We start from the raw sequence: 25,800 nt of genomic DNA on the forward strand, positions 1-25,800 counted from the left end.
AACGAGGCGGTTACGAGCCCTGGGGCTGACGGGCGCTGTTGGTGTCGAGCCGGGGGCCCTTGGACAGGAACTCCGACCACGCGATCGGTACGAGGGAGGGGACGACCTTCTCGTAACCGAGCCGGATCTGGGCCTGGCTCGGCTCGGGGCGGCCGTCGCTCTGGCCCTGCTGGTCGCCGGTCCCGATGTCGGAACGCCGGGCGTCACTGTCGCCGTTCGCCTGGACCGCGTACCGCAGTCCGGTGTCGGTGACCAGGAAGAGCGAGCCGTCGGGGCTGGTCTGCCGGCCCTGGACCTGGGTGTAGAGCAGGCCGCTGCCGGGGGTGACGTAGGTGCTGGTGCCACCGGCGTTGATCGCGGCCGGGTACTCCGTGCCGGCCCAGACGCTCAGCGTCGTTCGGCCCTTGTCGTCCACCTTGCGCAGCACGCTGCAGACGGTGTCCCGGCTGCCGCCCCCGGACACCGAGTTGACCTGCTCGGCCTTGTGGGCGGGCCAGCGGGCGCCCTGGCCCGCGAAGGTCTCGCCGTCGGGGACGAAGTCCTGGAGTCCGACGGCGCGCGCCTCGCTGTCCAGGTTGAGGGGGGCGGTCTGCGGGGAGTTGATCAGGAGCCAGGCGGTGAACTCGGAGATCGGCTGGACCCTGCCTTCGAGCACCACGTAGTGCTGGGTGCCGTTGCCGGTCTCGGTCCTGAGCACCATGCCGACCTTGTTCTCCTCGGCGGAGAGCTGGCCCTGGATGTGCGCGGGTGCGCCGACCGTGCCGGGGATCTGCGGGAAGGCGACCGGGCTGCCGTCGTGGAGGGTGGCGAGCCAGTCGTCGGTGACGGGCTGCGGCAGACTGCTGCCGACCAGGGCGTTGGTCAGATGGCCGTTGTCGGTGGCGATCTCGTTGACGCGGTACTTGGTGCCGCTCGCGTCGACGAGGTAGCGGGTCCTGTCCTGGCCCTGGACGTAGAGCACCTGGCCGCCGCTGAGCTTCTTCCTGCCCTCGGTCAGCTTCAGGTCCCGCTCGGCGAAGACGAACGCCGCCTTCTGCACGGTGTTGCCCTTGCCGCCGGGCTGTTCGCAGACCGCCCACCGCTTGGCCGTGCCCGCGTCCGTCGGCTCGGGGAGGCGGTCGGGGGCGTAGGGGATTCCGAGGATCGGTCCGCGCGGGGGCTTGCCCGCGTCCAGGATGTCGTCGCCGACCTGAACCACGGCGAACTGCTGCGGGGTGAGCAGCAGCCGGGCCGACGCGAGGTTCAGTACGGGGTGGAGCAGCGTCTTCCTGTCCTTGCCCTTGCCCGTCTGGAGCACCACGTAACGGGTGGTGGACTTCTTGCCGACGATCACCTTGGTGCCGGGCTTGTCCCAGTCCTTGGGAGCGGTGGGCTTGAACATGCCCCAGGCGCCGAACCCGGCGAGGATCAGCGCACCGACGATCAGGCTCGGGACGACGGCCCGCAGGGGGCGGGGCGCCCCCTCCTCGGTGCCGGTGGGCGACGGTTGGAGGAATGCCGCCACCGTGCGCTTCTTCGCAAAGGTGTACGCGTTGAGCTCATCCCGCCGTGATGCCATGAGTCTGTGTGTCTCCCGTGTCTCCCCGCGCGGCCCAGGAGCGGACGCATCCCCGCCCCCTGTGCCGGACCCCGGATGCCGGACCCTGGTGCCGGACCGGCCCCCTACTATGCCTGCTGATCGTGGGTGCCCGTGGGCCGGGTAGGGTGATCCAGCCGCCGAAGCCCCGGCGGGGCAGGGGCGATCGGGTGGAGTTGGGCCTTATGAACGGGGGAATGCCGGAATGATGGCTTCCGCAACGCGGACACGTCCGGCCGGGAACACGCAGGCGTCCGGGGCCCCCGGCTCCGGCGGCCCACGGGCCTCCCGCCGAGGTTCACGCACGTCCTCCGCTGGCGCCCCCGGCTCCGGTGGAGCGACCTCACCGCGGCTGAACGGACGGGCCGGACAGTTCGGTTCGTTCCGATTGCAACAACTCGTACTGATCGAAATCGCGGCCGCGCTGCTGGTCGCCGCCTGGGCCGTGGAACCGCTGCTGCTGGTTCCGGCCGGAGTGGCCGCCGCGATCCTGGTGCTGCTCGCCGTCGTCCGCAGGCACCGCCGTTCGCTGCCCGAGTGGCTGAGCACGGTCTTCGCCCTGCGGGCCCGGAGCCGCAGGGCGGCCTCCCTGGTCCTGCCCGCCGGTACGGAGCCGGGGCTCGCGCCCGCCGTCGAGTGCGAACCGGCACTGCGCACGTACTCCTTCAGCGACCGCGACCGGCGCCCCGTCGGCATGATCGGCGACGGTACGTTCCTCACGGCGGTCGTCCAGGTCGAGTCGGACTCCACGGCGCTGCGGCCGGACCGCTCGGCACGGCCGCTGCCGCTGACCCTCGTACGCGATGTGCTCGACGTCGACGGAATCCGCCTGGAATCCGCACAGATCGTGCAGCACACCCAGCCGGCGCCCGCTCCGCACCTGCCGTCGCAGTCGGTCGCCGCACGGAACTACGCGCCTCTGCAGGCCCAGACGGGTTCGCCCGCGCTGCGCATCACCTGGATCGCGCTCAAGGTGGACCCGGAGCTGTGCCCGGAGGCGGTGCAGGCGCGCGGCGGCGGCATTGTCGGCGCGCAGAAGTGCGTGGTGCGGGCCGCCGACCAGCTGGCCAGCCGGCTGACCGGGGCCGGGTTCCGCGCGACGGTGCTGACCGAGCAGGAGCTGACCTCCGCGATCGCGACGTCGGCCTGTGTCAGTCCGCTGGCGATGGCACAGGCCAGCCGGTCGGAGACGCCCGGCCGCCGCACGGAGGAGACCTCGCGCACCTGGCGCTGCGACGACCGGCGGCATACGACGTACTGGGTCGGCCGCTGGCCGCAGTTGGGCGGCGGCGGTGCCTCGATGCCGCAGCTGGTCGCGTTGCTCACCTCGATTCCCGCGCTCGCGACGACGTTCAGCCTGACGCTGGGCCACGGCGACCGCTCGGAGGTCTCGGTCACCGGGCACGTCCGGATCACCGGCCGCAGCGACGAGGAACTGGTCGCCGCACGCCATGAGTTGGAGCGCACCGCGCGCGGCGTGAAGACGTCGCTGGTGCGACTGGACCGCGAGCAGCTGCCCGGCGTGCTCGCCACGCTGCCGCTCGGGGGTACCCGCTGATGTCCACACCTCCGAGCACCCGGGCCCGCCTGGGCTTCGGCCTGATCGGGCCGCGACGCAGCCGGCACGCGGTCTCCTTCGACGAGCTGGCGTCGCTGGCCCTGCCGGTCGGCGACGACGGCACGGTGATCGGCGTGGACGCCGAGGGACGCCCCGCCGTGCTGGGCATCAACCGGCCCACTCCGTACGAGGTCACGCTGATCGGCGGACTGTGGACCGCGCAGGTGCTGGCGCTGCGCGCCGCGGCCACGGGCGCCCGGATCGCTGTGGAGACCGGCCGGGCAGCCGCCTGGACGGGGCTGGCCCAGGCGGCGGGCGGAGGACAGCCGTGCGTCTCGCTGCACGACGTGGGGCGGGTACCGCCGCAGGGCGCTTCCGCCGGTTCGCCGGTCGTCGTGGTGCGGGACTGCGGGATGCGGCCACCGCGCGGACGTGTGGTGGCGGGGCCCTGGCAGTCCGTGGTGACACTGCTGCCGTATCTGAGCCCGGTGGCCCCTCGCCTGATGGAGAAGTCGGCGCTCGTCGGCATCCAGCGGGTCTCACCGGACGAGGCCGCGCAGATCGGGCGCATCCTGCATCTGTCGTCCTCCGAGTCGCAGGCACTGTCCACCCTGGCCGACGGCGTCACCCTGTGGTGCTCGGACCGTGACCGGCAGTTCGTGATGACCCAGGCGACCGACGCCGAGACCGGATGGTTGGGCAGCGCGCGGCGGATGGACTGAGCGGTCCCGGGCGGATCAATGCGTACGAACGCTCCGCGTTCCGTAGGCAGATATCCGATTTCGACCGCTTCTGTCCTCACCCTCAGCCGCTCGGGGCTCACTTGGACGCGGTGTGTGACCAACTGGGACGCTTCTTGCGACCCGGTACGGCCTGCCGTAGTGAGCCCGATGGCGATTAGGGTGGGTGAGGGCGCGGCAAATGAACCTGTGGACAGGACATGCGCGTCGCAAGGGGGAGAGCCGGGCGGATCGGACAACGGGAACGGTCGCCCCCACCCACCACGGCACAAGGGTGCTCGACCACACCAGGAGGCAAAGTGAACGGCGATCGGGACGAGATCCGCGGGGGATGGAACACGCCCGTCGACGAGTCGTCCGACGCGGATCCCGCCGAGATGACGGGTGAGTTCACCATCGACTACACCCCTCCCGCCTGGTACACGCAGAACGCTGCGGGGGACTCGTCGGGCGGCGCCGGTTCGCATCTCGCGCCGCCTCCGCCGCCCAACGGGGCGCCGGTCTCCGTGCCGGGGCTGCCGGCGGGCAGCGGCTTCGAACCCGACTGGGCACCGCGCTCCGAACCGGCGGCGGCTGGGGGCACGCCTGCGGGCGGGTCTGCGGACGGAGCCACGGGCGGGCCTGCGGACGGATTCGGGGACGGTGAGCCTTCGGCCGCGCCCGGGCCGGCCACTCCGTCGGTGTCGTCCGCCTCGTCCGAGCCTGTCGGTTCCGGTGCGGCGTCGGAGCCGTTCGGGGGTGGCGACGTGGAGAGCGGCGCCACCATGCGGTTCTCGCCCGCGGCCCTGAAGCGGGAGATCGCGGAACGGGAAGCGGCGGCCGGTGCCGAGGCCGCGATCTCGGGATCGCAGCCGACGCCCGACGCGGGCGCGGAGGCGGGTACGGACGCCGCTCCGGGCTCTTCCGGTCCGGGCTCTTCCGACGGTCAGGATCCGGTCGCTCTCGCCGCCACCCCGGTGACGGACGAGACCGCTGGCGCGTCCGAGGACGGATCCACGGGCGAGCCGGATGCTCCCGACACCTCCGTGGAGGACTCCGTCCCGGCTGCCGCGGACGTCACGGCCGACGCGCCGGGGGACGCCGAGCCCGCCGAAGCGGCCGCCGCGCCCGCGGTACCGGCCGACGAGCCCTCGGACGCCCGCGCGGACGCGGCGCCCCAGGACGCCGCGCCGTCCCACGCACCGGCACCGTGGTCCCCCGCGCAGCCCGCGCAGGGCGCCCTTCCGCCGCTGCCGCCCACCTTCCAGCCGGCCGCTCCGCAGCCCTCCGCGCCCCAGGCGGCGCCGCAGTGGCCCGCACCGGCGCCCACGAACGAGGCGCCCGGCGGCTACGGGTTCCCGCACGCGGCACAGCCGCCGCAGGGACCGGTCCCTGCGGTGCAGCCCAACCTCCCTGCTCCGCAAGGCGGTTACGGATTCCCGCAGGCGCCGCAGGCCCAGGCACCGCAGATCCAGGCACCCCAGGCACCGGCGCTCCCGGCGCCTCAGCAACAGCAGCCGCAGGCTCCGCAGCAGCCCCAGCCGCCGCAGTTCCCCGGCCAGGTCCAGGGCCAGGGTGGTTACGGCTTCCCGCAACCGCCTCAGGCGCCCCAGCCGCCGCTCTTCCCCGCGCAGAGCGCACCCCTGCCACCACAGAATCCGCAGCAGCCGGTCCAGGGAACGCCCAACCTGCCCGCCCCTCTCGCTCCCGCCCAGCAGCAGCCTGAGCTCTACCAGGCTCCGCATCAGCAGCCCGCTCAGCACCCCCAGCACCCCCAGCACCAGGCACCGCAGGGCCCCCCCGTGGACCCCCGCACCGGGAACGCCTGGCCGACCCCGGTCACCCACGACCAGCGCGAGCGCTCCGTACCGGGCGCGCCGCTGGGGTACACGGCCGCCGTGGAGCTCTCGTCGGACCGCCTGGTCCGGGGCAAGCAGAAGGCCAAGAGCAGCCGCAACCCCTCCGCCGCCGCCCGCTTCAAGCTGGGCGGCAAGAAGGAGGAGGTCGAACGGCAGCGCAAGCTGGACCTCATCCGTACGCCGGTGCTGTCCTGCTACCGGATCGCCGTCATCAGCCTCAAGGGCGGCGTCGGCAAGACCACGACGACGACCGCGCTCGGCTCGACCCTGGCCACCGAGCGACAGGACAAGATCCTCGCCATCGACGCCAACCCGGACGCCGGCACGCTCGGCCGCCGGGTGCGCCGCGAGACCGGGGCCACCATCCGAGACCTGGTCCAGGCGATCCCGTACCTCAACTCGTACATGGACATCCGCCGCTTCACCTCGCAGGCGCCCTCCGGTCTGGAGATCATCGCCAACGACGTGGACCCGGCCGTCTCGACGACCTTCAACGACGAGGACTACCGGCGCGCGATCGAGGTGCTCGGCAAGCAGTACCCGATCATCCTGACGGACTCGGGCACGGGTCTGCTGTACAGCGCGATGCGCGGGGTCCTGGACCTCGCGGACCAGCTGATCATCATCTCGACGCCCTCGGTCGACGGTGCGTCCAGTGCGTCGACCACGCTGGACTGGCTGTCCGCCCATGGGTACGCGGACCTGGTGCAGCGTTCCATCACGGTCATCTCCGGAGTCCGCGAGACCGGAAAGATGATCAAGGTCGACGACATCGTGCAGCACTTCGAGACCCGCTGCCGCGGTGTCGTCGTGGTGCCGTTCGACGAGCACCTCTCGGCGGGCGCCGAGGTCGACCTCGACATGATGCGGCCGAAGACCCGCGAGGCGTACTTCAACCTCTCGGCCATGGTCGCCGAGGACTTCGCGCGTGCCCAGCAGCAGCAGGGGCTGTGGACCTCGGACGGCAGCAGCCAGCCGCCGCAGTTCGCCCCGCCGATGCCCGGACACCAGACGCCCGGTCAGCAGGCGCCGGGCCAGCAGGCGTACGTCCCGCAGCAGCAGCCGGGGCAGCCGCAGGCCGGGCAGCCCTACCAGCCGTATCCGCCGCAGCAGCCGCAGCAGCACCCCCAACAGCCGTATCCGCAGCAGCCGTACGGCGGACAGCTGCCCCCGCAACAGCCGTACCCGCCGCAGCCCGGTCCCGGGGCGCAGCAGCAGAACGGCTGGCAGCAGCAGCCTCCGCAGTCCCCACCAGCGCCTCAGCAGTAGGGCAGTAGAGGTCTAAACCAATGAGGGCTCGCATCGTTCACACGATGCGAGCCCTTCTTGCATTCCCGCAGCCCACACGCCGTTTGGCACACCGTTGACGCGGCTCGACCACCGCTGATAAACCTTCGCTTCACCAGCTGGCGAACCAGAGATCTGCCCGCCTTCTCCATGCGAGTCATGACGCGAGGTCAACGTCCCATGGTCACAAGAGTTCCACCCCGCTCCCCCCGCCCACGCCGCAGCGTGCGTCTCCTCCTGGCCTCCGGCGCCGCCGCACTGGCGCTCGCCGCCGGTTCGGTCGTACCGGGCAACCCACTCGCGCCCGCGCCGCAGGAGGCGCAGGCCGACAGCGGCAAGTCGACCCTGACGGTCGCGGTCGCACAGAGCGTCGACTCCCTGAGCCCGTTCCTCGCGCAGCGCCTGCTCAGCACGAGCATCCACCGGCTCATGTACGACTACCTGACCAACTACGACGCCAAGGACAACCACGCGATCCCCGGGCTCGCCACCAAGTGGAAGCCGTCGGCGGACAAGTTGACCTGGACGTACACCATCCGCTCCGACTCGAAGTGGTCGGACGGGCAGAAGGCCACCGCCGAGGACGCCGCGTGGACCTTCAACAAGATGATGACCGACGAGGCGGCGGCCACCTCGAACGGCAGCTTCGTCGGCAACTTCAAGAAGGTGACCGCTCCGACGCCGGAGCAGCTCGTCATCGAGCTGAAGGAGCCGCAGGCCACGATGGCCGCGCTCGACGTACCGATCGTGCCGAAGCACGTCTGGGAGAAGGTCGGTGACTTCTCCAAGTTCAACAACGACACCACGTTCCCGATCGTGGGGAACGGTCCGTTCATCCTGACGGACTACAAGGTCGACAGCTATGTGAAGCTCAAGGCGAACAAGGACTTCTGGCGCGGCTCGCCCAAGTTCGACGAGATCGTCTTCCGCTACTACAAGGACCAGGACGCGGCCGTCGCCGCCCTGCGCAAGGGCGAGGTCTCCTTCGTCGCGGGCAGTCCCAGCCTGACGCCCGCTCAGGCCGCCTCGCTGAAGACCGCGAAGAACATCAAGGTCAATGACGCCCCCGGCCGGCGCTTCTACGCACTGGCGATCAACCCGGGCGCCCGCACCAAGGACGGCACCAAGTTCGGCGACGGACATCCGGCGCTGCTCGACCAGAAGGTCCGTCAGGCGCTCTTCATGGCCGTCGACCGCAAGACCGTCATCGACAAGGTCTTCCAGGGCCACGCCGTCGAGGGCGAGGGCTACATCCCGCCGCGCTTCCCTGAGTACTTCTGGCAGCCGTCCGCCGACCAGAAGCTCAGCTACGACCCGGCGAAGGCCGCCGCCATGCTCGACGAGGCCGGCTACAAGAAGAACGGCGAGGGCAAGCGCGTCGGCAAGGACGGCAAACCGCTCGACTTCCGCATCCTGTGCCACGCCACGGACCCGAACGACAAGGCGATCGGCAAGTACCTCCAGGAGTGGTGGGGCGACCTCGGCATCGGGCTGAAGGTCGACTGCATCGACAACGTCTCCGACCCCTGGTACGCCGGTGAGTACGACCTCGCCTTCGACGGCTGGTCCGTCAACCCGGACCCCGACTTCGTGATGTCGATCCACACCTGCGCCGCCCTGCCGGCCAAGCCGAAGGAGTCCGCCGCGACGGACAACTTCATCTGCGACAAGCAGTACGACGAGCTGTACAAGAAGCAGCTGGCGGAGTACGACCCCGCCAAACGCGCCGATCTGGTGAAGCAGATGGAATCGCGGCTGTACGACACCGGGTACATGAATGTCATGGCCTATCCGAACGCCGTCGAGGCGTACCGTACCGACCAGATCAAGTCGATCACGACGATGCCGTCCGCCGCGGGCAACATCTTCGGTCAGGACGGGTACTGGAGCTGGTGGTCGGCGGTTCCGGCCGCCGGGGCGTCGGGCAGCTCCTCCGACGACGGTGGCAGCTCCACCGGCGTCCTCATCGGGATCGGTGTCGCCGTCGTCGTCCTCGCCGGTGGCGGGCTGCTGTTCGCCATGCGTCGTCGTTCCACCGCGGAAGACCGTGAATAGTCCATGAGCACAGACAGCACACCCGCGCTGCTGAAGAGCGCGACGGGCGTGGACAGTGCGCAGACCGACGGCCCGGCTCCGGCCGGGCCGTCGGCCCGCGGTCCGCGATCCCGCAGCACGACCGCCTATCTCCGCTATGTGGCGGGCAAACTGGCCGGTGCGGCCATCTCCCTGTTCGCCGTACTCGTCACCAGCTTCTTCCTCTTCCGGCTGATCCCCGGCGACCCGGTGAAGCAGATGACCGGTGGCCGGCAGGTGTCCACGGAACAGATCGCCGCGATGCGCCGCGAGTTCGGCCTGGACCTGCCGCTGTGGCAGCAGTTCACCGAGTACTGCGGCAAGGCGCTCACCGGGGACTTCGGTACGTCGTACCAGTTCCGCGCCCCGGTCATGGACAAGATCTCCGAGGCGCTGCCCGCGACGCTGCTGCTCACCGGCACCGCGTTCGTGATCTACACGGTGATCGGTATCTGGCTGGGTGCCAGGTCCGCCTGGCGCAACGGTTCCTTCGGGGACCGCTTCAACACCGCCTTCGCGCTGACGCTGTACTCGGTGCCGTCCTTCTGGCTCGGGCTGCTGCTGATCATCACGCTGTCGGTGGGTATCGGCCCGATCCCCGGGATGTTCCCGACCGGCGGCATGGAGTCCGGCAACGAGAGCGGCTTCGGTTACGTCCTCGACGTCGCCCACCACCTGGTGCTGCCGGTCGTCACCCTCGTCGCCGTCGAGTACGCCCGCACCCTCCTGGTGATGCGCTCCTCACTGCTCGACGAGATGGGCAGCGACTATCTGACGACGGCCCGTGCGAAGGGGCTGCGCGACGACCTCGTACGCCGCCGCCACGCCGTGCCGAACGCGATGCTGCCGACCGTGACGCTGCTCTTCGTGAACCTGGGCAACACGGTGGCGGGCGCCATCCTCGTGGAGACGGTGTTCTCCTGGCCCGGCCTGGGCGGGCTCTTCTACCAGGCGCTGAGCGTGCCCGACCTGCCGCTGGTGCAGGCGCTGTTCTTCGTCTTCGCCGCCGCGGTGATCCTGATGAACACGCTCGCCGATGTGATCTATCCGCTGCTCGATCCCCGGGTGGGCCGATGACTGTCCCGACCGACGCCGTGCAGAACAGCAGCCCGCGCGCCCTCACCTGGGCCCGCCGCCGCCAGGCCGTGGCCCGCTTCTGGCGCCAGTACCGCACCCACCGGGCGGGTCTCGCCGGGCTCGCCGTACTCGGCGTGATCGCCCTGCTCGCGGTGGCCGCTCCCGTGCTGGCGGGCGAGGAGTCCCAGAGCGTCACCGAGGCCACGGGCGGGCCCCTGGAGTCGCCCAGCGCCGCTTTCCCCCTCGGAACGGACCAGTTCGGCCGCAGTCTGCTGGCCCTGCTGCTGTGGGGTACGAGGGTCTCGCTGACCGTCGGCCTGCTCGCGGCGTTCCTCTCGGTGGCGATCGGCACGCTGGTCGGCATCACCGCGGGGCACTTCAAGGGCTGGTACGGGACCGTGATCATGCGGATCACCGACTGGTTCCTCGTGATGCCGACCCTGGTGCTCGCCATCGCGCTGGCCACCGTGCTCTCCCGGTCCGTCTGGACGACGATCCTCGCGATCGGTGTGACGACCTGGCCGACGACCGCGCGGCTGGTCCGGGCACAGACCCTGTCCGTCGAGTCACGCCCGTACATCGAGCGGTCCAAGGCGCTCGGCGGCGGTCACGGCCACATCATGTCCCGCCACGTCCTGCCCAACGTGATGCCACTGGTGCTCTCGCAGACCACGCTGGTGATCTCCACCGCCATTCTCACCGAGGCGACCCTGGCCTTCCTCGGGCTCGGCGATCCCACGATCGTCTCCTGGGGCGGACTGCTCCAGGACGCCCGCGAGGCGGGTGCGGTCAGCTCCGGGAACTGGTGGTACCTCGCTCCGCCCGGACTCGCCATCGCCGTCGTCGCGCTCGCGTTCACGCTGTGCGGCCGCACGATCGAGTCCGTGCTCAACCCCAAGCTGGGGGTGACCCGTTGACCACACCTGAGCCGACGACCGGGCAGCCATTGCTCGACGTCAGAAACCTCCACGTCACCTACGGTTCGGGGGCCTCCGCCGTCCCCGCCGTACGCGGCATCGATCTGCGGGTCGACGCGGGCCAGAAGCTCGGCATCGCCGGGGAGTCCGGCTGCGGGAAGTCGACGCTGGCGCTCGCGCTGCTGCGGCTGCTTCCTGCTTCCGCGACGCTGTCGGGCGAGATCCTGCTCGACGGCGAGGACATCCTCGCCATGAAGTGGGGCCGGCTGCGGGCGGTCCGCTGGGCCGGGGCGTCGATCGTCTTCCAGGGCGCGATGCACTCGCTCAACGCCGTGCACCGCATCGGGGACCAGATCGCCGAACCGATCCTGCTCCACAAGAAGGCGACCCCGGCCGCCGCGAGGAAGCGGGCGGGGGAACTGCTGGAGCAGGTCGGACTTCCGGCGGCGCGTGCCGACGCGTATCCGCATGAGCTCTCCGGCGGTCAGCGCCAGCGTGTGATGATCGCGATGGCGCTGGCCTGCGATCCCCGGCTCGTCATCGCCGACGAGCCGACCACGGCGCTCGACGTGATGATCCAGGCGCAGATCCTGCGGCTGATCGAACAGCTCGTCGCCGACCAGGACCTCGGCCTCATCATGATCAGCCACGACCTGGCGGTGCTCTCGGACACCTGCGACCGGCTCGCCGTGATGTACGCGGGCCGGGTCGTCGAGGAGGGCCCGGCCAAGCAGGTGTACGAGAACGCCGCGCACCCCTACGGCAACGCGCTCTCCGCCGCCTTCCCGAGGATCGGCGACCTCTCCTCCCGGCACGCCCCGCGCGGTCTGCCGGGCGACCCGCCCGACCCCTCGGCGCTGCCGTCCGGCTGTACGTTCCATCCCCGCTGTCCGGCCGCGCTGGGCACGTGCGCCACCGAGGACCAGCAGCTGCGGAACGCCGGGGACGGACGCCGGGCGGCCTGTGTGCTCGTCGGGCCCGGCCCCGGGCCGGCCGTCGAACCGGCCGCCGAGGAAGCAAGGAGCACGCCATGACCATCACTCCCCTGCTCAGCGCGGAGGCCCTGAAGGTCACCTTCCCCGGCCGGCGCGGCGCCGACCCGGCCCGCGCCGTCGACGGGGTCGACCTCGACATCCGGCCCGGCGAGATCGTCGCCCTGGTCGGCGAGTCGGGTTGCGGCAAGACGACCCTGGCCCGCTCGCTGCTGGGCCTGGTCCCGCCGTCCGCCGGCCGGGTCACCTTCGGCGGCGAGCCGCTGGACTACTCCGGCCGCGCGCTCAAGGCGTACCGCAAGCGGGTCCAGCTGGTGCTCCAGGACCCCAGCGGCTCGCTCAATCCCCGGCACACGGTGTACGACGCGGTGGCGGAGGGCCTGCGCATCCACGGATACCCGGGTGACGAGCGGGCGGCCGTGGCCCAGGCGCTGTCGCGGGCGGGTCTGCGGCCCCCGGAGCGGTTCTTCCTGCGCTATCCGCACGAGCTGTCCGGCGGACAGCGTCAGCGGGTCGTGATCGCCGGTGCGCTCGTCCTGGAGCCGGAACTGATCGTGGCCGACGAGCCGGTGGCCTCGCTGGACGCGTCGGTGCGCGGCGAGATCCTGGCGTTGCTGCTGCGGCTGCGCGACGAGCTGGGCCTGTCCGCGCTGGTCGTCACGCACGACCTGGGTCTGGCGTGGAACATCGCGGACCGGGTGGCGGTGATGTATCTCGGCCGGATCGTGGAGACGGGTGACGTGGAGCAGATCCTGACGGCTCCCCAGCACCCGTACACCCAGGCCCTGTTGTCCGTGCTGCCGGAGGCGCAGGGTGAACCGGTGATCCTGTCCGGGGAGCCGCCGGACCCCTCGAAGGTGCCGTCCGGCTGCCGGTTCCACGCGCGCTGCCAGATCCTGGCCTCGGGCGAGGCCGAGCGGGCGGGAGTGGCCGACGCGTGCCGTACGAAGGATCTGCCGGTGCTCGCGGGCGGCGGGACGACGCAGGTCGCGTGCCACTGGGCGGGGACGGTGTAGTACGCCGGCCGCGCAGCTACGCACACGGCCTCGGACCGGTTCGGTCCGAGGCCGTGTGGCGTGTGGCGTGTGGCGTGTGGCGTGTGGCCAGGTAAGTCTGTCTGTCGCTCAGGCGCGGTTGTCGTGGGCGGCGATCAGCTCGCTGGAGCGCTTCACATCGGCGGCCATCGCCACGAGCAGCTCGTCGATCGAGTCGAACTTCATCATGCCGCGTACGTAGGCGAGGAAGTCCACCGCCACGTGCAGCCCGTAGAGGTCGAGGCCCACGCGGTCGATCGCGTACGCCTCCACGGTGCGCTCGGTGCCGTTGAACTGCGGGTTCGTGCCGACGGAGATCGCGGCGGGCATGGCCTCGCCGTTCACGTGCAGCCATCCCGCGTACACCCCGTCGGCGGGGATCGCGGTGTGCGGCAGGGTCTCGACGTTCGCCGTCGGGAAGCCCAGCTCGCGGCCGCGCTGCGCGCCACGGACGACGATGCCCTCGACGCGGTGCGGCCGGCCCAGGATCTCCGCCGCGCCCGTCACATCGCCCTCGGCGATCAGTCGGCGGGTGAGGGTCGAGGAGAACGGCTCACCGCCGCCCGCCTCACCGCTCACGAAGAGGTCGATGACCTCGACCGTGTAGTCGTACGTCCCGCCGAGCTCGGTGAGCAGCTGTACGTTCCCCGCCGCCCGGTGTCCGAACCGGAAGTTCGGGCCCTCGATGACGGCCTGCGCGTGCAACTTGTCGACCAGCACCTTCACGATGAAGTCGGTCGGCGACAGCTTCGAGAACTCGGTCGTGAACGGCAGGATCAGCACCGCGTCCACGCCCAGCTCCGCCATCAGCTCCGCGCGCCGGTGGTGCGGGGCGAGCAGCGGCGGGTGGCTGCCGGGGCGGACGACCTCGCTGGGGTGCGGATCGAAGGTGACGACCACGGAGGGAATGCCCAGTTCGCGGGCCCGGTCCACGGCCCGGCCGATGATCAGCTGGTGTCCGCGGTGCACACCGTCGTAGGAGCCGATGGTGACGACGCTGCGTCCCCAGTCCTGGGGGATGTCCTCCAAGCCACGCCAGCGCTGCACTGTGACCGCTCCTCGCCCGAACCCGTGTACGTCTCTGTCCATTACGCAGGTCTAAGACTGCCATGCTCACGTCCCACGGCCTGCATCGGCACCGTCATCGCAGGCTGTGACGTCTCCAGGGCCTCCAGCGTCCGCCGGGCACTGGGCCCGACGACGGCGGCCCACTCCTGCGGGGCGTCGGCCAGCCAGCCGGTGACCAGGCCCGCGAAGCCGGGTACGTCGCGGGCGAGTTCGACCAGCCGGCGGTCGAAGCGCGCGGCGCCTTCCGGGGTCCGTACCAGGAGCATGCCGGTGCGGTGCACCAGCGCCCTCGTCCGCACCGGTGAGCGCGCCCCCGAGCCGGTGGCGGCGGCCTGCAGGAGCGCGTCGAGCACCTCGGGGTCCCTGCCGGTGTCCTGCTCGAACTCCAGCAGCGCCTCCAGCAGCTCGGCCCGCAACGGGCGCGAGGCACTGCTCCCGGGCGCGGCCAGCACCCGCGCGAGGGCTCCGCGGACGGGCGGCGGCGCGGGCCGGTCCCGGAGCAGCCCGGTGACCAGGGGCAGCAGCAGGGCGCGGGCTGCGGGGCCGTGTTCCAGCCGGACGTCGACGTACGCGGAGACGCGCGCTCCGTCCCCGGGATGGGCGTGGATGTACGTGCGTACGAGATCGGCGGCGTGCAGCGCAAGGGCGGGGGCGTCCAGCGCGGCCAGGGCCAGGAGTACGTCCCCCGAGCCGTCGTCCGGACGCGCCAGCCGCGCCCGCAGTGCGGCGAGGACGGGCCCGGGGTGGGCCGGGAACACCTCGGCGAGCAGCGCCACCGGAGGCTGCGGGTCACCGGCGGCGAACACCCGCAGGGCCTGCGGCAGGTAGCGGTCCCTGGTCCCCGGATCGTGTACGAGGACGGTGAGCGCCGCTCCGTGCAGTGCGGAGTCGGCGGGGCGCGCGAGCAGGTGGAGGGCTGCACCGCGCAGCAGGGCGCGGTCGGCGTCCGAGGCGGCGTGGGCGAGGAGGACCGGGGCGTACGCCGCGGCGGCGGCCCGCCGTACGGGCCTGTCCTCGTCGCGTGCCCAGCGCTCGACGGCCCGGCAGAGCGCGGAGGGCTCGTCCTCGACGAGGATGCCCAGCAGTTCCCCGGCGCGTGGGTGCGGGGCCCCGACGAGCGCGTCGGTCAGCGCGTCGACGTCCAGGTCGCGGCGGGCGTAGAGCAGGGCCTGCGCGGCGGCGGCCACGGTGGGGCGCATCGGCAGACCCGCGTCCGAGTGGAGGGCGCGCTCGTCGGTGAACCACTGGCAGAGCAGCGCCTGCACGGTGCGCGGGGCGGCGGTGAGCCGCCGGGCCACGGCGTCGAGGAACCGCGCGTCTCCGTCGGTGCGCGGGGCCCCGTCGGCGGGCAGGAGCCGCCGCAGCAGATCGATCCGCTCCTCCTCGGGCAGCCGCAGCCGCTGCCAGAACCACGGCCCGAACTCCGCGTACGCCCCCAGCCGCGAGGGTCCGCCGCCGGCGACGGACCGCCGGGTGATGCGCCCGGCGAGCACGCGGAGGACACCCAGATACGGCCGCGCGTCGGGCACCCGGAGCAGACTCTCCCCCAGCAGGTGAGCAGCCCACCAGACGGCATCGCTCGTCCCAGCAGGGGACGCGAGGGCGGGAGCCGCCTCCCCGGCCGTCCGGTCAGATGTGCCGGGGACGGGAACACCGTGCCCTGGGGCCGTGGACCTCACGGCCACGTCGCACCCGCCCGAGCACGGGCCGGCCGTCGCGCCGTTCACGGGGCCCGGGGCCCGAACCACGTCGCACCCGCCCGAGCACGCCCCGGACGCCGTGGCGACGCTCGCGCGGCCGGGCAGAACCGCTTCCCCCTCCGCCACGGCCGCATGGACCTCGCCAGTGCCGGGTCCCGTGGCCCCGGCCCCGTCCCGCCCGACGCGCGACGCCGCCCCGCCGGGCGCGGGCCCCTTGACGGCGGCGCCCGTCAGGTCACCGGCGCCGTCCCCCGTGGGCCGCACCGACAACCGGTCGATCGCCTCGATCAGGTCCGCCATGCGGTGGGCGAGCGCGGACGTCCCCTGGCGCCGTCCCAGCAACAGCATCGCCTGGATCACCGGGCCGATCCGATGGCGTGGCACGGGCAGCGTGCGGGGTTCCTCCCGCGGTGGCGGGGCGGCCGGCCCGGGCCACCGCGCCCCACCGGCGCCCCGGCCGGCCGGTGCGGGCGGCTCGTGCCAGCGGTGGACCAGGGCGCGCAGTGCCGCGTCCAGGTCCAGGTGGGCGCCCTGGACCCAGTCGCCCAGTTCCTCGTGGGCGAACCGGTAGCCCGCGCCCGCCGGGGTCAGGAGGCCCTCGGTGAGGACTGCCGACGCCCAGCCCGTGCGCCACGGGAAGAGCTCCTCGAACGCGGCCCGGTCCAGCTCGCCCTGGCCCGGGCCGAGACAGCGCCGGGCCGCCTCGTGGACCTGGCCCGCCACCTTCGCCGCCAGGCGGCGTACCGCCGTGCCCCGGAGCCGTGGCTCGTCCCCGGCCGCGATCCGGACGGCGATGCGCACGCACATGAGGTCCAGGTGGGCGCCGAAGACGTCCTCCGTGCCGGGTCGGCCGGGCACGTCCGGGGGCAGTGCTTCGCGTACCTCGGCGAGCAGGCGCAGCGTGAGCGGATGCCGGTCGTGGCCCGGGGTGATGGCACCGGCGGGGATGCCGTAACGCTCGCGGGCCTGTTCGGCCTGGCTCGCGGTGAGGTCCCCGAGGCGGACGGCGGGCGGCAGCCGCCTCGCGGGGCGCTCGGGGCGGTGCAGGGCGCCGGCCGGGTAGAGCGCCCCGGCGGTCTCCCAGTGCTCGGGGCGGCAGGCGACGACCATCCGTACCCCGTGGGCGCTCAGCCAGCGGGCCGTCCCCGTGGTCCACTCCGCGAGCCGGTGGGCCAGCAGCGGCGGCATCTCCTCGGGGCCGTCGAGCACGACGAGCAGGGGGCTCGCGGCCGTGACGGCGAGCGCGGCCACCCGCTCGGGGGTGGCCGCCGCCATGTCTCCCCCGGCGCCGGCGGCGGCGATGATCCGCCCCGACCTCTGAAGGGTCCGGGCCATCGCGTCGGCGACCGACGTGTCGTCGGCCAGCAGGTCGGCGCCGCGCAGCCACAGCGTCAGGGCGGGCACGGAGCCCTGCGCGCGGCGGGCGGCCAGGGCGGCGAGCTCGGTGGTGCGGCCGGTGCCGGGCGCACCGACGAGGCCCAGCACCTGCCCCGTACCCGCTTCGAAGGCGGCGAGCACCGCGGCGGTGTCCGGCCGGTGGACCGGCTCGGTGCGGTTGCCCGGACCGCCCAGCGAGCCGACCGACGTGGCGGTCAGCTGGTGGGCGCCCGCGAGGTTGAGGTCGCGCCCGTAGCCCGGCACCGTCGCCGCGTTCCGCAGGACCAGTTCCCGGAGGAGCTCGCGGCCCGGTGCCGACGTCCGCCCGGTGAGCGGCACCGCGAGCCCCGCCGACTCGTGTCCGGCGCTCACAGCCGTCGACAGCACCCCGAGGACCGCACCGGTCTCCGGGTCCAGCACGGGCCCGCCCACGGCCGTCCCGCCCGACCGCAGCGCGTCCCGCCCGTCCGTACCGAGGGCCAGGACCATCGCCTCGTCGATCCGGTGGCTCAGTCCCCCCACGGTGTACGTCGCCGGGGCCTCCCCGAGGACGCGCGCCTCACGCCACCCGTGGGCGGCGATGCAGACGTACGTGCCGGTCCCGATCCGCTCCCTGACGGCCACCGGCAGCGGCCGCGCGCCCAGTGCGTCGGGGCCGGCGGTGCGCACCAGGGCGAGACCCAGCTCCGGCAGCCGCGTGATGTCCTGCGGCCGGACGGCGCACTGGCGGCCCTCGCGTCCGTGGAGCGTCAGGGGTACGGAAGCGGCGACGGCCTCATGGCTGGTGACGACCGTGCCGCGGTCGTCCGCGACGAATCCCGTCCCCCGCGGCCGGCCGGCGTGATCGCAGATTCTTACCAGCTCCGGCCGGTCCCCGCTGCCCATGGTCCGACCGTAGGTCGGCGTGGATCAGCACGAGTAGCGGACCGCATAAAAGCGCCCCCTTGTGCACCCCTTATTCACTCCGAGCGCCCGTCCATTGGGGTGAATTCACTGCGCTCAGTGGACAGAGCTCTCCAGGGGGAGGGGGAACGTGGAGCGGGCACAGGGGGCACTGCCCGCTCCACGGCGCCGCCGGAGAGGTGATGCGGATCAGGCGAAGACGGCGAGGCTCTTGGCCTTGCCGTGCTGCTCCTCGACGAGGACCAGGAACTGCCCGTCGGGGCCGAAGACCGCCACGGGCCCCTGCGGATAGGAGGGCATGTCCAGACGGACCCCGTTGAGCAGCAGCCTGGCCCGCTTCTCGTCGACGTCCCAGCGGGGGAACGCCGAGGAGGCGGCCTCCGCGACGTGCATCACGGTCAGCTCCTGCTGGTGCTGGTCGAGCGTCTTGGCCGCGTCCAGTCCGTACGGACCCACCCGCGTGCGGCGCAGCGCCGTCAGATGTCCGCCGACGCCGAGCCCCGCACCGAGGTCGCGGGCGATGGCACGGATGTACGTACCGGAGGAGCAGACGACGGAGACGACCAGGTCGACGACCGGGGTCCCGTCCTCCGCCACGGCCTCGCGCACGTCGTAGACGGTGAAGGACGAGATGGTCACCGGCCGGGCCGGGATCTCGAACTCCTCGCCGCCGCGCACCCGCGCGTAGGACCGCTTGCCGTCGATCTTGATGGCGCTGACCTTGGACGGCACCTGCATGATCGCGCCGGTCAGGGCCGCGACGCCCGCGTCGATGCCCTCGCGCGTCACGGCCGACGCGTCGGTGGACGAGATGATCTCGCCCTCCGCGTCGTCCGTCACGGTGTCCTGGCCGAGCCGGATCGTGCCGAGGTACTCCTTCTCGGTCAGCGCGAGGTGGCCGAGCAGCTTGGTGGCCTTCTCCACGCCGAGCACGAGCACGCCCGTGGCCATCGGGTCCAGAGTGCCGGCGTGACCGACGCGTCGGGTGCGGGCGATGCCGCGCATCTTGGCGACGACGTCATGCGAAGTGAAGCCGGACGGCTTGTCGACGATGACAAGGCCGTCCGGCGTCTTCTGGTTCTGCTGTGTCATGCGGAGGTCGGGCCCTCGTTCTCGTCGGACCCGTCGGCCTCGTCGTCCTCGTCCTCCGGCTTGCGGTACGGGTCGGCCCCGGCCGCATAGGTCGCGCCGGTCGACACCTCGCGCACCGCCGCGTCCTTGGCACGCGCCTTGTCGAGGAGGTCCTCGATGGTGCGGGCGTTGTCCGGGAGGGCGTCCGGCACGAAGGCCAGGGTCGGCGTGAACCGGACCCCGATCTGCTTGCCGACCTCGGAGCGGAGGACGCCCTTGGCGCTCTCCAGCGCGGCGGCCGAAGCCGCGCGCTCCTCGTCGTCCCCGTAGACCGTGTAGAAGACCGTGGCCTCCCGCAGGTCGCCGGTGACACGGGCGTCCGTGATCGTCACGAACCCGAGCCTCGGGTCCTTGATTCGCCGGTCCAGGGTCTCCGCGACCACGACCTGGATGCGATCGGCCAGTTTGCGGGCCCGCGCGTTGTCGGTCACCGGTCCGTCACTCTTCCTTCTGGGTTTGCTGTGCTTGTTCAGTCTTCGTCGCTGTGCAGCCGCCGTCGAACCGACAACAGCTCCACCTCGGGGCGGGCGGCCACCAGCCGCTCGCACCGGTCCAGTACGTCTGTGAGGTGCCCGGTGTCCCCGGAGACCACCGCGAGACCGATCTCGGCCCTGCGATGGAGATCCTGTTCACCCGTCTCCGCCACGCTCACCGCGTACTTGCGCTGAAGTTCGGCGACGATCGGCCGGACGATGGAGCGTTTCTCCTTCAACGACCGTACGTCGCCGAGGAGCAGATCGAAGGACAGTGTCCCCACATACATGTGTGTCCGGATGTCCCGCCGGTTCGGGTTCGTGCCCTGCCAGCGCTTGGCAGGGACACAAGAACCGTACACGGAACGGCCGGGGCCGATCGACGGAATAAGACCCGTCGATCGGCCCCGACTGTTGAGGTACGGATCAGCCGCGGGGCTTCTCGCGCATCTCGTACGTCGCGATGACGTCGTCGATCTTGATGTCGTTGAAGTTTCCGAGGTTGATACCGCCCTCGAAGCCTTCGCGGATCTCGGTGACGTCGTCCTTGAAGCGGCGCAGACCGGAGATGTTGAGGCTCTCCGCGATGACCTTGCCGTCGCGAAGCAGGCGCGCCTTGGTGTTGCGCTTGACCTCGCCGGACCGGACCAGCACACCGGCGATGTTGCCCAGCTTGGACGAGCGGAAGACCTCGCGGATCTCCGCCGTACCGAGCTCGACCTCTTCGTACTCCGGCTTGAGCATGCCCTTGAGGGCCGCTTCGATCTCTTCGATCGCCTGGTAGATGACCGAGTAGTACCGGACGTCCACGCCTTCGCGCTCGGCCATCTGCTCGGCACGCCCTGCGGCGCGCACGTTGAAGCCGATCACGATGGCGTCGGAGCCGGTCGCCAGGTTGATGTCCGACTCGGTGACCGCACCCACACCGCGGTGCAGGACCCGGATGTCGACCTCTTCGCCGACGTCGAGCTGGAGCAGCGAGGACTCGAGAGCCTCCACCGAACCGGACGCGTCGCCCTTGATGATGAGGTTGAGTTCCTGGACCAGACCGGCCTTGAGCGCCTCGTCCAGGTTCTCCAGGGAGAACCGGACACCCTTGCGGGCGAAGTTGGCGTTGCGCTCACGGGCGGCACGCTTCTCGGCGATCTGACGGGCCGTACGGTCCTCGTCGACGACCAGGAAGTTGTCGCCGGCACCCGGGACGTTGGTGAGACCCAGGACCAGGACGGGGGTCGAGGGACCCGCTTCCTGGACGTTGTTGCCGTTGTCGTCGAGCATCGCCCGGACTCGGCCGTACGCGTCGCCGACGACCATCGTGTCGCCGATGCGCAGCGTGCCGCGCTGGACGAGGACGGTCGAGACGGCACCGCGGCCGCGGTCGAGGTGGGACTCGATCGCAATACCCTGCGCGTCCTGCTCCGGGTTGGCCCGCAGGTCGAGCGAGGCGTCGGCGGTGAGGACGACGGCCTCTAGAAGAGCCTCGATGTTGAGGCCCTGCTTGGCGGAGATGTCGACGAACATCGTGTCGCCGCCGTACTCCTCGGCCACCAGACCGAACTCGGTGAGCTGACCGCGCACCTTGGTCGGGTCGGCACCCTCGACGTCGATCTTGTTGACCGCGACCACGATCGGCACGTCGGCCGCCTTGGCGTGGTTCAGCGCCTCGATCGTCTGGGGCATCACACCGTCGTTCGCCGCCACCACGAGGATCGCGATGTCGGTGGACTTCGCACCACGTGCACGCATGGCGGTGAACGCCTCGTGACCCGGGGTGTCGATGAAGGTGATCCGGCGGTCCTCGCCGTTGACCTCGGAGGAGACCTGGTACGCACCGATGTGCTGCGTGATACCGCCGGCCTCGCCCGCAACGACGTTCGTCTTGCGGATCGCGTCCAGCAGTCGGGTCTTACCGTGGTCGACGTGACCCATGACGGTCACGACCGGCGGACGGGAGACCAGGGCCTCTTCGCCGCCCTCGTCCTCGCCGAACTCGATGTCGAAGGACTCGAGCAGCTCGCGGTCCTCCTCCTCGGGGCTGACGATCTCGAGGACGAAGTTCATCTCGTCCGCGAGCATCTTCAGCGTCTCGTCGGAGACGGACTGCGTGGCAGTGACCATCTCGCCGAGGTTCATCATCACGCCGACGAGCGACGCCGGGTTCGCGTTGATCTTCTCCGCGAAGTCCGTGAGGGACGCACCGCGCGACAGCCGGACAGCCTGCCCGTTGCCGCGAGGCAGCATGACGCCGCCCACCGACGGGGCCTGCATGGCCTCGTACTCCTGGCGCCTCTGACGCTTCGACTTGCGACCACGACGCGCGGGACCACCGGGACGGCCGAACGCACCCTGTGTGCCACCACGGGCACCCGGGCCGCCGGGACGTCCACCGAAGCCGGGACGACCGCCGAAGCCGCCGCCGCCGCCCGGACGACCAGCACCGCCGCCGCCACCCGGACCACCGGGACGACCGGCGAAACCGCCGCCACCGCCACCGGGACCGGCCGGACGGCCTGCGAAGCCGCCGCCACCGGGACGGCCTGCGCCGCCACCGCCGCCGGGACGACCGCCGCCGCCACCGGGACCACGGCCACCGCCACCGGGGCCACCACCGGGACGCGGACCCGCAGCGGGACGCTGCGGCATCATGCCCGGGTTCGGCCTGTTACCGGCCGGGGCACCGCCCGGACGGGGAGCCTGCGGACGGGGCATGCCGCCCGGACTCGGACGGGCACCGCCCTGACCCTGCGGGCGCGGGGCGCCGCCGGGGCCGCCCTGCGGACGCGGGGCGCCGGGGCGCTCCGGACGGTCCTGACCGCCACCGGGACGCGGGGCGCCGCCGGGCCGGGGGGCCTGGGGGCGCGCCATGCCGGTGGAGCCACCGGAGGTGAAGGGGTTGTTGCCCGGACGGGGACCCGCCGGACGAGCACCGGCAGGTCGCGGCGCTCCCTGGCCTGCGGGACGCGCGGGGCGTTCGCCGCCACGCTCGCCACCACGGCCACCGTCACGCTGACCACCGTCGCGCTGACCGCCGGCCGGAGCCGGACGGGTGGCGGGGCGGGGGCCGGGGGTGGCACCCGCGGGACGCGGGGCCTGCTGCTGCTGCGGCTGGGCCGGCTGAGCCGGGGCCGGAGCGGAGAATTCAGCCGCGGGCACCGGAGTGACCGGTGCGGGCTTCGGCGCGGGCTTGGGGCCCGGACGCGGGCCCGCGGACGGCGCGGAAGGTGCGGCGGGGGCGCTGCTCTCCGGGGCCTCGGCTGCGGCCGGCTTGGGGGCCGGGGCGCCGGGCTTCGGAGCAGCGGGACGTGCCGCAGCGGCCGGGGAGGGCGCTGCGGGCTTCGAGGGCGCGGCCTTGCGGGGCGCGCCGGGCTTCGCAGCGGACTTGCCGGCGTTGCCGCCGGGCCCCTGCAGTGCGTCAGTCAACTTGCGTACAACCGGCGCCTCGATCGTCGAGGACGCCGAACGTACGAATTCACCGAGTTCTTGGAGCTTGGCCATGACGACCTTGCTCTCAACCCCGAACTCCTTGGCGAGTTCGTATACCCGGACCTTAGCCACTTCGCTCCTTTTAGGTCCGGGTTACCGCCGGACCGTCGCTACTTCATGGGCGTACTCATCGCGTACTCATCGAGTGCTCATCGCAATCTCGACCTACTTCCAACTCGCGAGGTACCTGACCGCACGGGGTCCCGTGCCGTTCACTTTTCTTGCGTTGCCACCCGCTCGACGAACCGCTGGAGTGCCGCGGAACCGAACGGCCCCTTGGCCTTGAAGGCCCGGGGGAATGCCCGGCGGCGGACCGCCAGGTCGAGACAGGCAGAGGCGGGGTGCAGATACGCACCCCGGCCGGGCAGCGTACCGCGCGGATCGGGTACGCATTCACCCTCGTCCGCCACGATGCGCAGCAACTCGGTCTTGGCCGCCCGCTCCCGGCATCCGACACAGGTTCGTTCGGGGCAAGCGCGGGCTAGCGTCCGGCCAGACACGTTTAAGTCTACCTCCCCGCACCGACCTCACCCCTTTGGGGCAAAAATCGAACGGATGTTGTCGTGATCTCAGCGTCGTGGCGCCCAGATCTATTCCTTCGGGCGGGCCTCGGAACGGCCCGCCCCGCTACCGGACGGGCTGGGAATCAGCCCCGCTCCGACCGGTCCCTGGCACGCTCGGCGCGCTGACGGTCCGCGATGTCCCGCTCCTCGTCCGTCTCCGTGTCCGGCCGGATGTCGATGCGCCAGCCGGTGAGGCGGGCGGCCAGACGGGCGTTCTGCCCCTCCTTGCCGATCGCCAGCGACAGCTGGTAGTCGGGGACGGTGACCCGGGCGGACCGGGCACCGAGGTCCACGACCTCGACCTTGCTCACCCGTGCGGGCGAGAGCGCGTTGGCGACCATCTCGGCCGGGTCGTCCGACCAGTCCACGATGTCGATCTTCTCGCCGTGCAGCTCGGCCATGACATTGCGCACACGGCTGCCCATCGGGCCGATGCAGGCACCCTTGGGGTTCAGGCCGGCGCGGGTGGAGCGCACCGCGATCTTGCTGCGGTGACCGGCCTCGCGGGCGATCGCCTCGATGACGACCGAGCCGTCCGCGATCTCCGGGACCTCCAGCGCGAAGAGCTTCTTCACGAGGTTGGGGTGGGTGCGCGACAGCGTCACGGACGGTCCACGGACGCCCTTGGCGACCCGTACGACGTACGAACGCAGCCGGAGGCCGTGCGTGTACTCCTCGCCCGGCACCTGCTCCTGGACGGGCAGGATGGCTTCCATCTTGCCGATGTCGACCAGGACGTTCTTCGGGTCCTTGCCCTGCTGGACCAGACCGGTGACGACATCGCCCTCGTGGCCGGCGTACTCGCCGAACGTCCTGTCGTCCTCGGCGTCGCGCAGCCGCTGCAGGATGACCTGCTTGGCGGTGGTCGCCGCGATCCGGCCGAAGCCGGACGGGGTGTCGTCGAACTCCTTGGGCTCCTGGCCCTCTTCGAGGTCGGCCGGGTCCTCCTTGGCCCACACCGTCACGTGGCCGCGCTCGTTCAGCTCGACCCGCGCCCGGCGGTGGCTGCCGTCGGTGCGGTGGTACGCGATGAGGAGGGCCGACTCGATCGCCCCGACGAGCACGTCGAAGGGGATCTCCTTGTCCTGCGCCAAGCCCTTCAGCAGCTTCACATCGATGTCCACGGCTACGCCTCCTCTTCCTTCTTGTCCTTGCGGTTGAATTCGATCTCCACGCGCGCCTTGGCGATCTCGTCGAAGGAGACCCGGCGGGACGTGGGCTTGCGGCCCTTGACGCCCGGCACCTCGAGGTCCAGTCCTTCGTCGTCGACCGCGAGGATGCGGGCCACCAGCTCGTCGCCGTCGGTCAGCTGGAGCCGCGCGAGGCGGCCGGTGGCGCGTACGTAGTGGCGGTGCTCGGTCAACGGGCGGTCGGCGCCCGGAGAGCTCACTTCGAGGACGTACTCGCCCTCGCCCATCACGTCGCTCTCGTCGAGCTTCTCGGAAATCGCGCGGCTCAGCTCGGCGCAGGCGTCCAGTTCGACGCCCTGTTCGGAATCCACGATGACGCGAAGCACCTGACGGCGGCCGGCTCGGGCCACCTCGATCTCTTCGAGATCCAGTTCCTCGGCGCTGACGAGCGGTTCCAGCAGTTCGCGCAGCCTCTCGCTCTGGGTGGTGCTCATCCCGGGTGACTCCTCGGCCGCGTGTGCTGTTGTGGGGATCGTCGTGTGTCAGGTCAAAGGGTATCCGGTCCGGAGGGGTGTTGCCGTCCGCCTGCCCCGGGGCGCGGGTACGCTCGCCAGCGGTGATCACTTCAGGACAGAAGCTGTCAGTACCGAACGGAACCCGGAGGAGACACGTGCGGCGGACGGGGACGACGCGCAGGGCCGCGCTCGCGGCCACTGGAGCACTTTCGATGGGTGCGGTGCTGGCGGGCTGCGGTGACGGGCCGAAGGCGCCCGGGGACACCGCCGCCGGTTCACGGGGCGTGGGGGGGGGGAGGGGGGGGGGGGGGAGGGGGGGGGGGGGGGGGGGGGGGGGGGGGGGGCGGGGGGGGGGGGGGGTGGGT

18 protein-coding genes and 1 pseudogene are annotated in these 25,800 nt (G+C 71.8%); 9 read left to right on the top strand and 10 right to left on the bottom strand.

Annotation, left to right across the window (positions count from 1 at the left end; all coding sequences use genetic code 11):
• Positions 1–10 precede the first annotated feature (10 nt).
• Positions 11–1,558 carry a type VII secretion protein EccB gene (gene eccB / locus AC07FA_RS28435; protein ID WP_479079168.1) on the bottom strand — a complete coding sequence of 516 codons (1,548 nt, stop codon included), beginning with the start codon at positions 1,556–1,558 and terminating at the stop codon, positions 11–13.
• A gap of 226 nt (positions 1,559–1,784) precedes the next feature.
• On the opposite strand from eccB, the gene eccE reads away from it, so the two are divergent.
• The 8 genes from eccE (at position 1,785) to AC07FA_RS28475 (ending at position 13,074) form a co-directional block, all read left to right on the top strand.
• On the top strand, positions 1,785–3,134 hold the full coding sequence (eccE, locus tag AC07FA_RS28440; RefSeq protein ID WP_479079359.1) for a type VII secretion protein EccE: 1,350 nt from the start codon (positions 1,785–1,787) through the stop codon (positions 3,132–3,134).
• On the top strand, positions 3,134–3,856 hold the full coding sequence (locus tag AC07FA_RS28445) for a hypothetical protein (RefSeq protein WP_479079169.1): 723 nt from the start codon (positions 3,134–3,136) through the stop codon (positions 3,854–3,856). Before eccE ends, AC07FA_RS28445 begins: the two co-directional genes overlap by 1 nt.
• Before the next feature lie 317 nt (positions 3,857–4,173).
• On the top strand, positions 4,174–6,981 hold the full coding sequence (locus AC07FA_RS28450) for an SCO5717 family growth-regulating ATPase (RefSeq protein WP_479079170.1): 2,808 nt from the start codon (positions 4,174–4,176) through the stop codon (positions 6,979–6,981).
• Between the two features lie 198 nt (positions 6,982–7,179).
• Positions 7,180–9,054 (top strand): ABC transporter substrate-binding protein, encoded by a 1,875-nt coding sequence (locus tag AC07FA_RS28455; RefSeq protein ID WP_479079171.1) that lies wholly within the window; start codon positions 7,180–7,182, stop codon positions 9,052–9,054.
• Positions 9,055–9,057: 3 nt separating this feature from the next.
• Entirely contained in the window at positions 9,058–10,149 is a 1,092-nt protein-coding gene (locus AC07FA_RS28460) for an ABC transporter permease (protein ID WP_479079172.1), read from the top strand.
• Positions 10,146–11,066: an ABC transporter permease gene (locus tag AC07FA_RS28465; protein ID WP_479079173.1), complete on the top strand. Its 921-nt coding sequence runs from the start codon at positions 10,146–10,148 to the stop codon at positions 11,064–11,066. The genes AC07FA_RS28460 and AC07FA_RS28465 overlap by 4 nt, the downstream gene beginning before the upstream one ends.
• Positions 11,063–12,100 (top strand): ABC transporter ATP-binding protein, encoded by a 1,038-nt coding sequence (locus AC07FA_RS28470; RefSeq protein WP_479079174.1) that lies wholly within the window; start codon positions 11,063–11,065, stop codon positions 12,098–12,100. The genes AC07FA_RS28465 and AC07FA_RS28470 overlap by 4 nt, the downstream gene beginning before the upstream one ends.
• Positions 12,097–13,074, top strand: coding sequence for an oligopeptide/dipeptide ABC transporter ATP-binding protein (locus AC07FA_RS28475; RefSeq protein WP_479079175.1), 978 nt, complete (start codon positions 12,097–12,099; stop codon positions 13,072–13,074). Before AC07FA_RS28470 ends, AC07FA_RS28475 begins: the two co-directional genes overlap by 4 nt.
• Positions 13,075–13,182: 108 nt before the next feature.
• Here AC07FA_RS28475 and AC07FA_RS28480 read toward each other — a convergent pair whose 3' ends face one another.
• The 9 genes from AC07FA_RS28480 to rimP all read right to left on the bottom strand — a co-directional run bounded on the left by AC07FA_RS28480 (position 13,183) and on the right by rimP (position 25,414).
• Positions 13,183–14,139 carry a bifunctional riboflavin kinase/FAD synthetase gene (locus AC07FA_RS28480; RefSeq protein WP_479079176.1) on the bottom strand — a complete coding sequence of 319 codons (957 nt, stop codon included), beginning with the start codon at positions 14,137–14,139 and terminating at the stop codon, positions 13,183–13,185.
• 41 nt (positions 14,140–14,180) lie between these two features.
• Complete coding sequence (locus AC07FA_RS28485) at positions 14,181–18,122, bottom strand: trypsin-like peptidase domain-containing protein (protein ID WP_479079177.1); 3,942 nt, start codon at positions 18,120–18,122, stop codon at positions 14,181–14,183.
• 207 nt (positions 18,123–18,329) lie between these two features.
• The gene (truB, locus tag AC07FA_RS28490; protein ID WP_479079178.1) at positions 18,330–19,232 is read right to left on the bottom strand and encodes a tRNA pseudouridine(55) synthase TruB; all 903 of its coding nucleotides are present in this window, start codon (positions 19,230–19,232) and stop codon (positions 18,330–18,332) included.
• A complete protein-coding gene (gene rbfA, locus AC07FA_RS28495; protein WP_479079179.1) occupies positions 19,229–19,702 on the bottom strand; it encodes a 30S ribosome-binding factor RbfA in 474 nt (157 codons plus the stop codon). Before rbfA ends, truB begins: the two co-directional genes overlap by 4 nt.
• Before the next feature lie 38 nt (positions 19,703–19,740).
• The gene (locus AC07FA_RS28500) at positions 19,741–20,034 is read right to left on the bottom strand and encodes a DUF503 domain-containing protein (RefSeq protein WP_328906159.1); all 294 of its coding nucleotides are present in this window, start codon (positions 20,032–20,034) and stop codon (positions 19,741–19,743) included.
• Between the two features lie 136 nt (positions 20,035–20,170).
• A complete protein-coding gene (gene infB / locus AC07FA_RS28505; RefSeq protein WP_479079180.1) occupies positions 20,171–23,299 on the bottom strand; it encodes a translation initiation factor IF-2 in 3,129 nt (1,042 codons plus the stop codon).
• Between the two features lie 140 nt (positions 23,300–23,439).
• On the bottom strand, positions 23,440–23,727 hold the full coding sequence (locus AC07FA_RS28510) for a YlxR family protein (protein ID WP_479079181.1): 288 nt from the start codon (positions 23,725–23,727) through the stop codon (positions 23,440–23,442).
• 146 nt (positions 23,728–23,873) lie between these two features.
• On the bottom strand, positions 23,874–24,914 hold the full coding sequence (gene nusA, locus AC07FA_RS28515) for a transcription termination factor NusA (RefSeq protein WP_479079182.1): 1,041 nt from the start codon (positions 24,912–24,914) through the stop codon (positions 23,874–23,876).
• A 2-nt stretch (positions 24,915–24,916) separates the two neighbouring features.
• Complete coding sequence (gene rimP / locus AC07FA_RS28520; protein WP_479079183.1) at positions 24,917–25,414, bottom strand: ribosome maturation factor RimP; 498 nt, start codon at positions 25,412–25,414, stop codon at positions 24,917–24,919.
• A gap of 176 nt (positions 25,415–25,590) precedes the next feature.
• On the opposite strand from rimP, the pseudogene AC07FA_RS28525 reads away from it, so the two are divergent.
• A pseudogene (locus AC07FA_RS28525) lies at positions 25,591–25,800 on the top strand (DUF2403 domain-containing lipoprotein); the annotation flags it as partial.

The sequence above is a fragment of the Streptomyces sp. NPDC045968 genome (genome assembly GCF_056430475.1).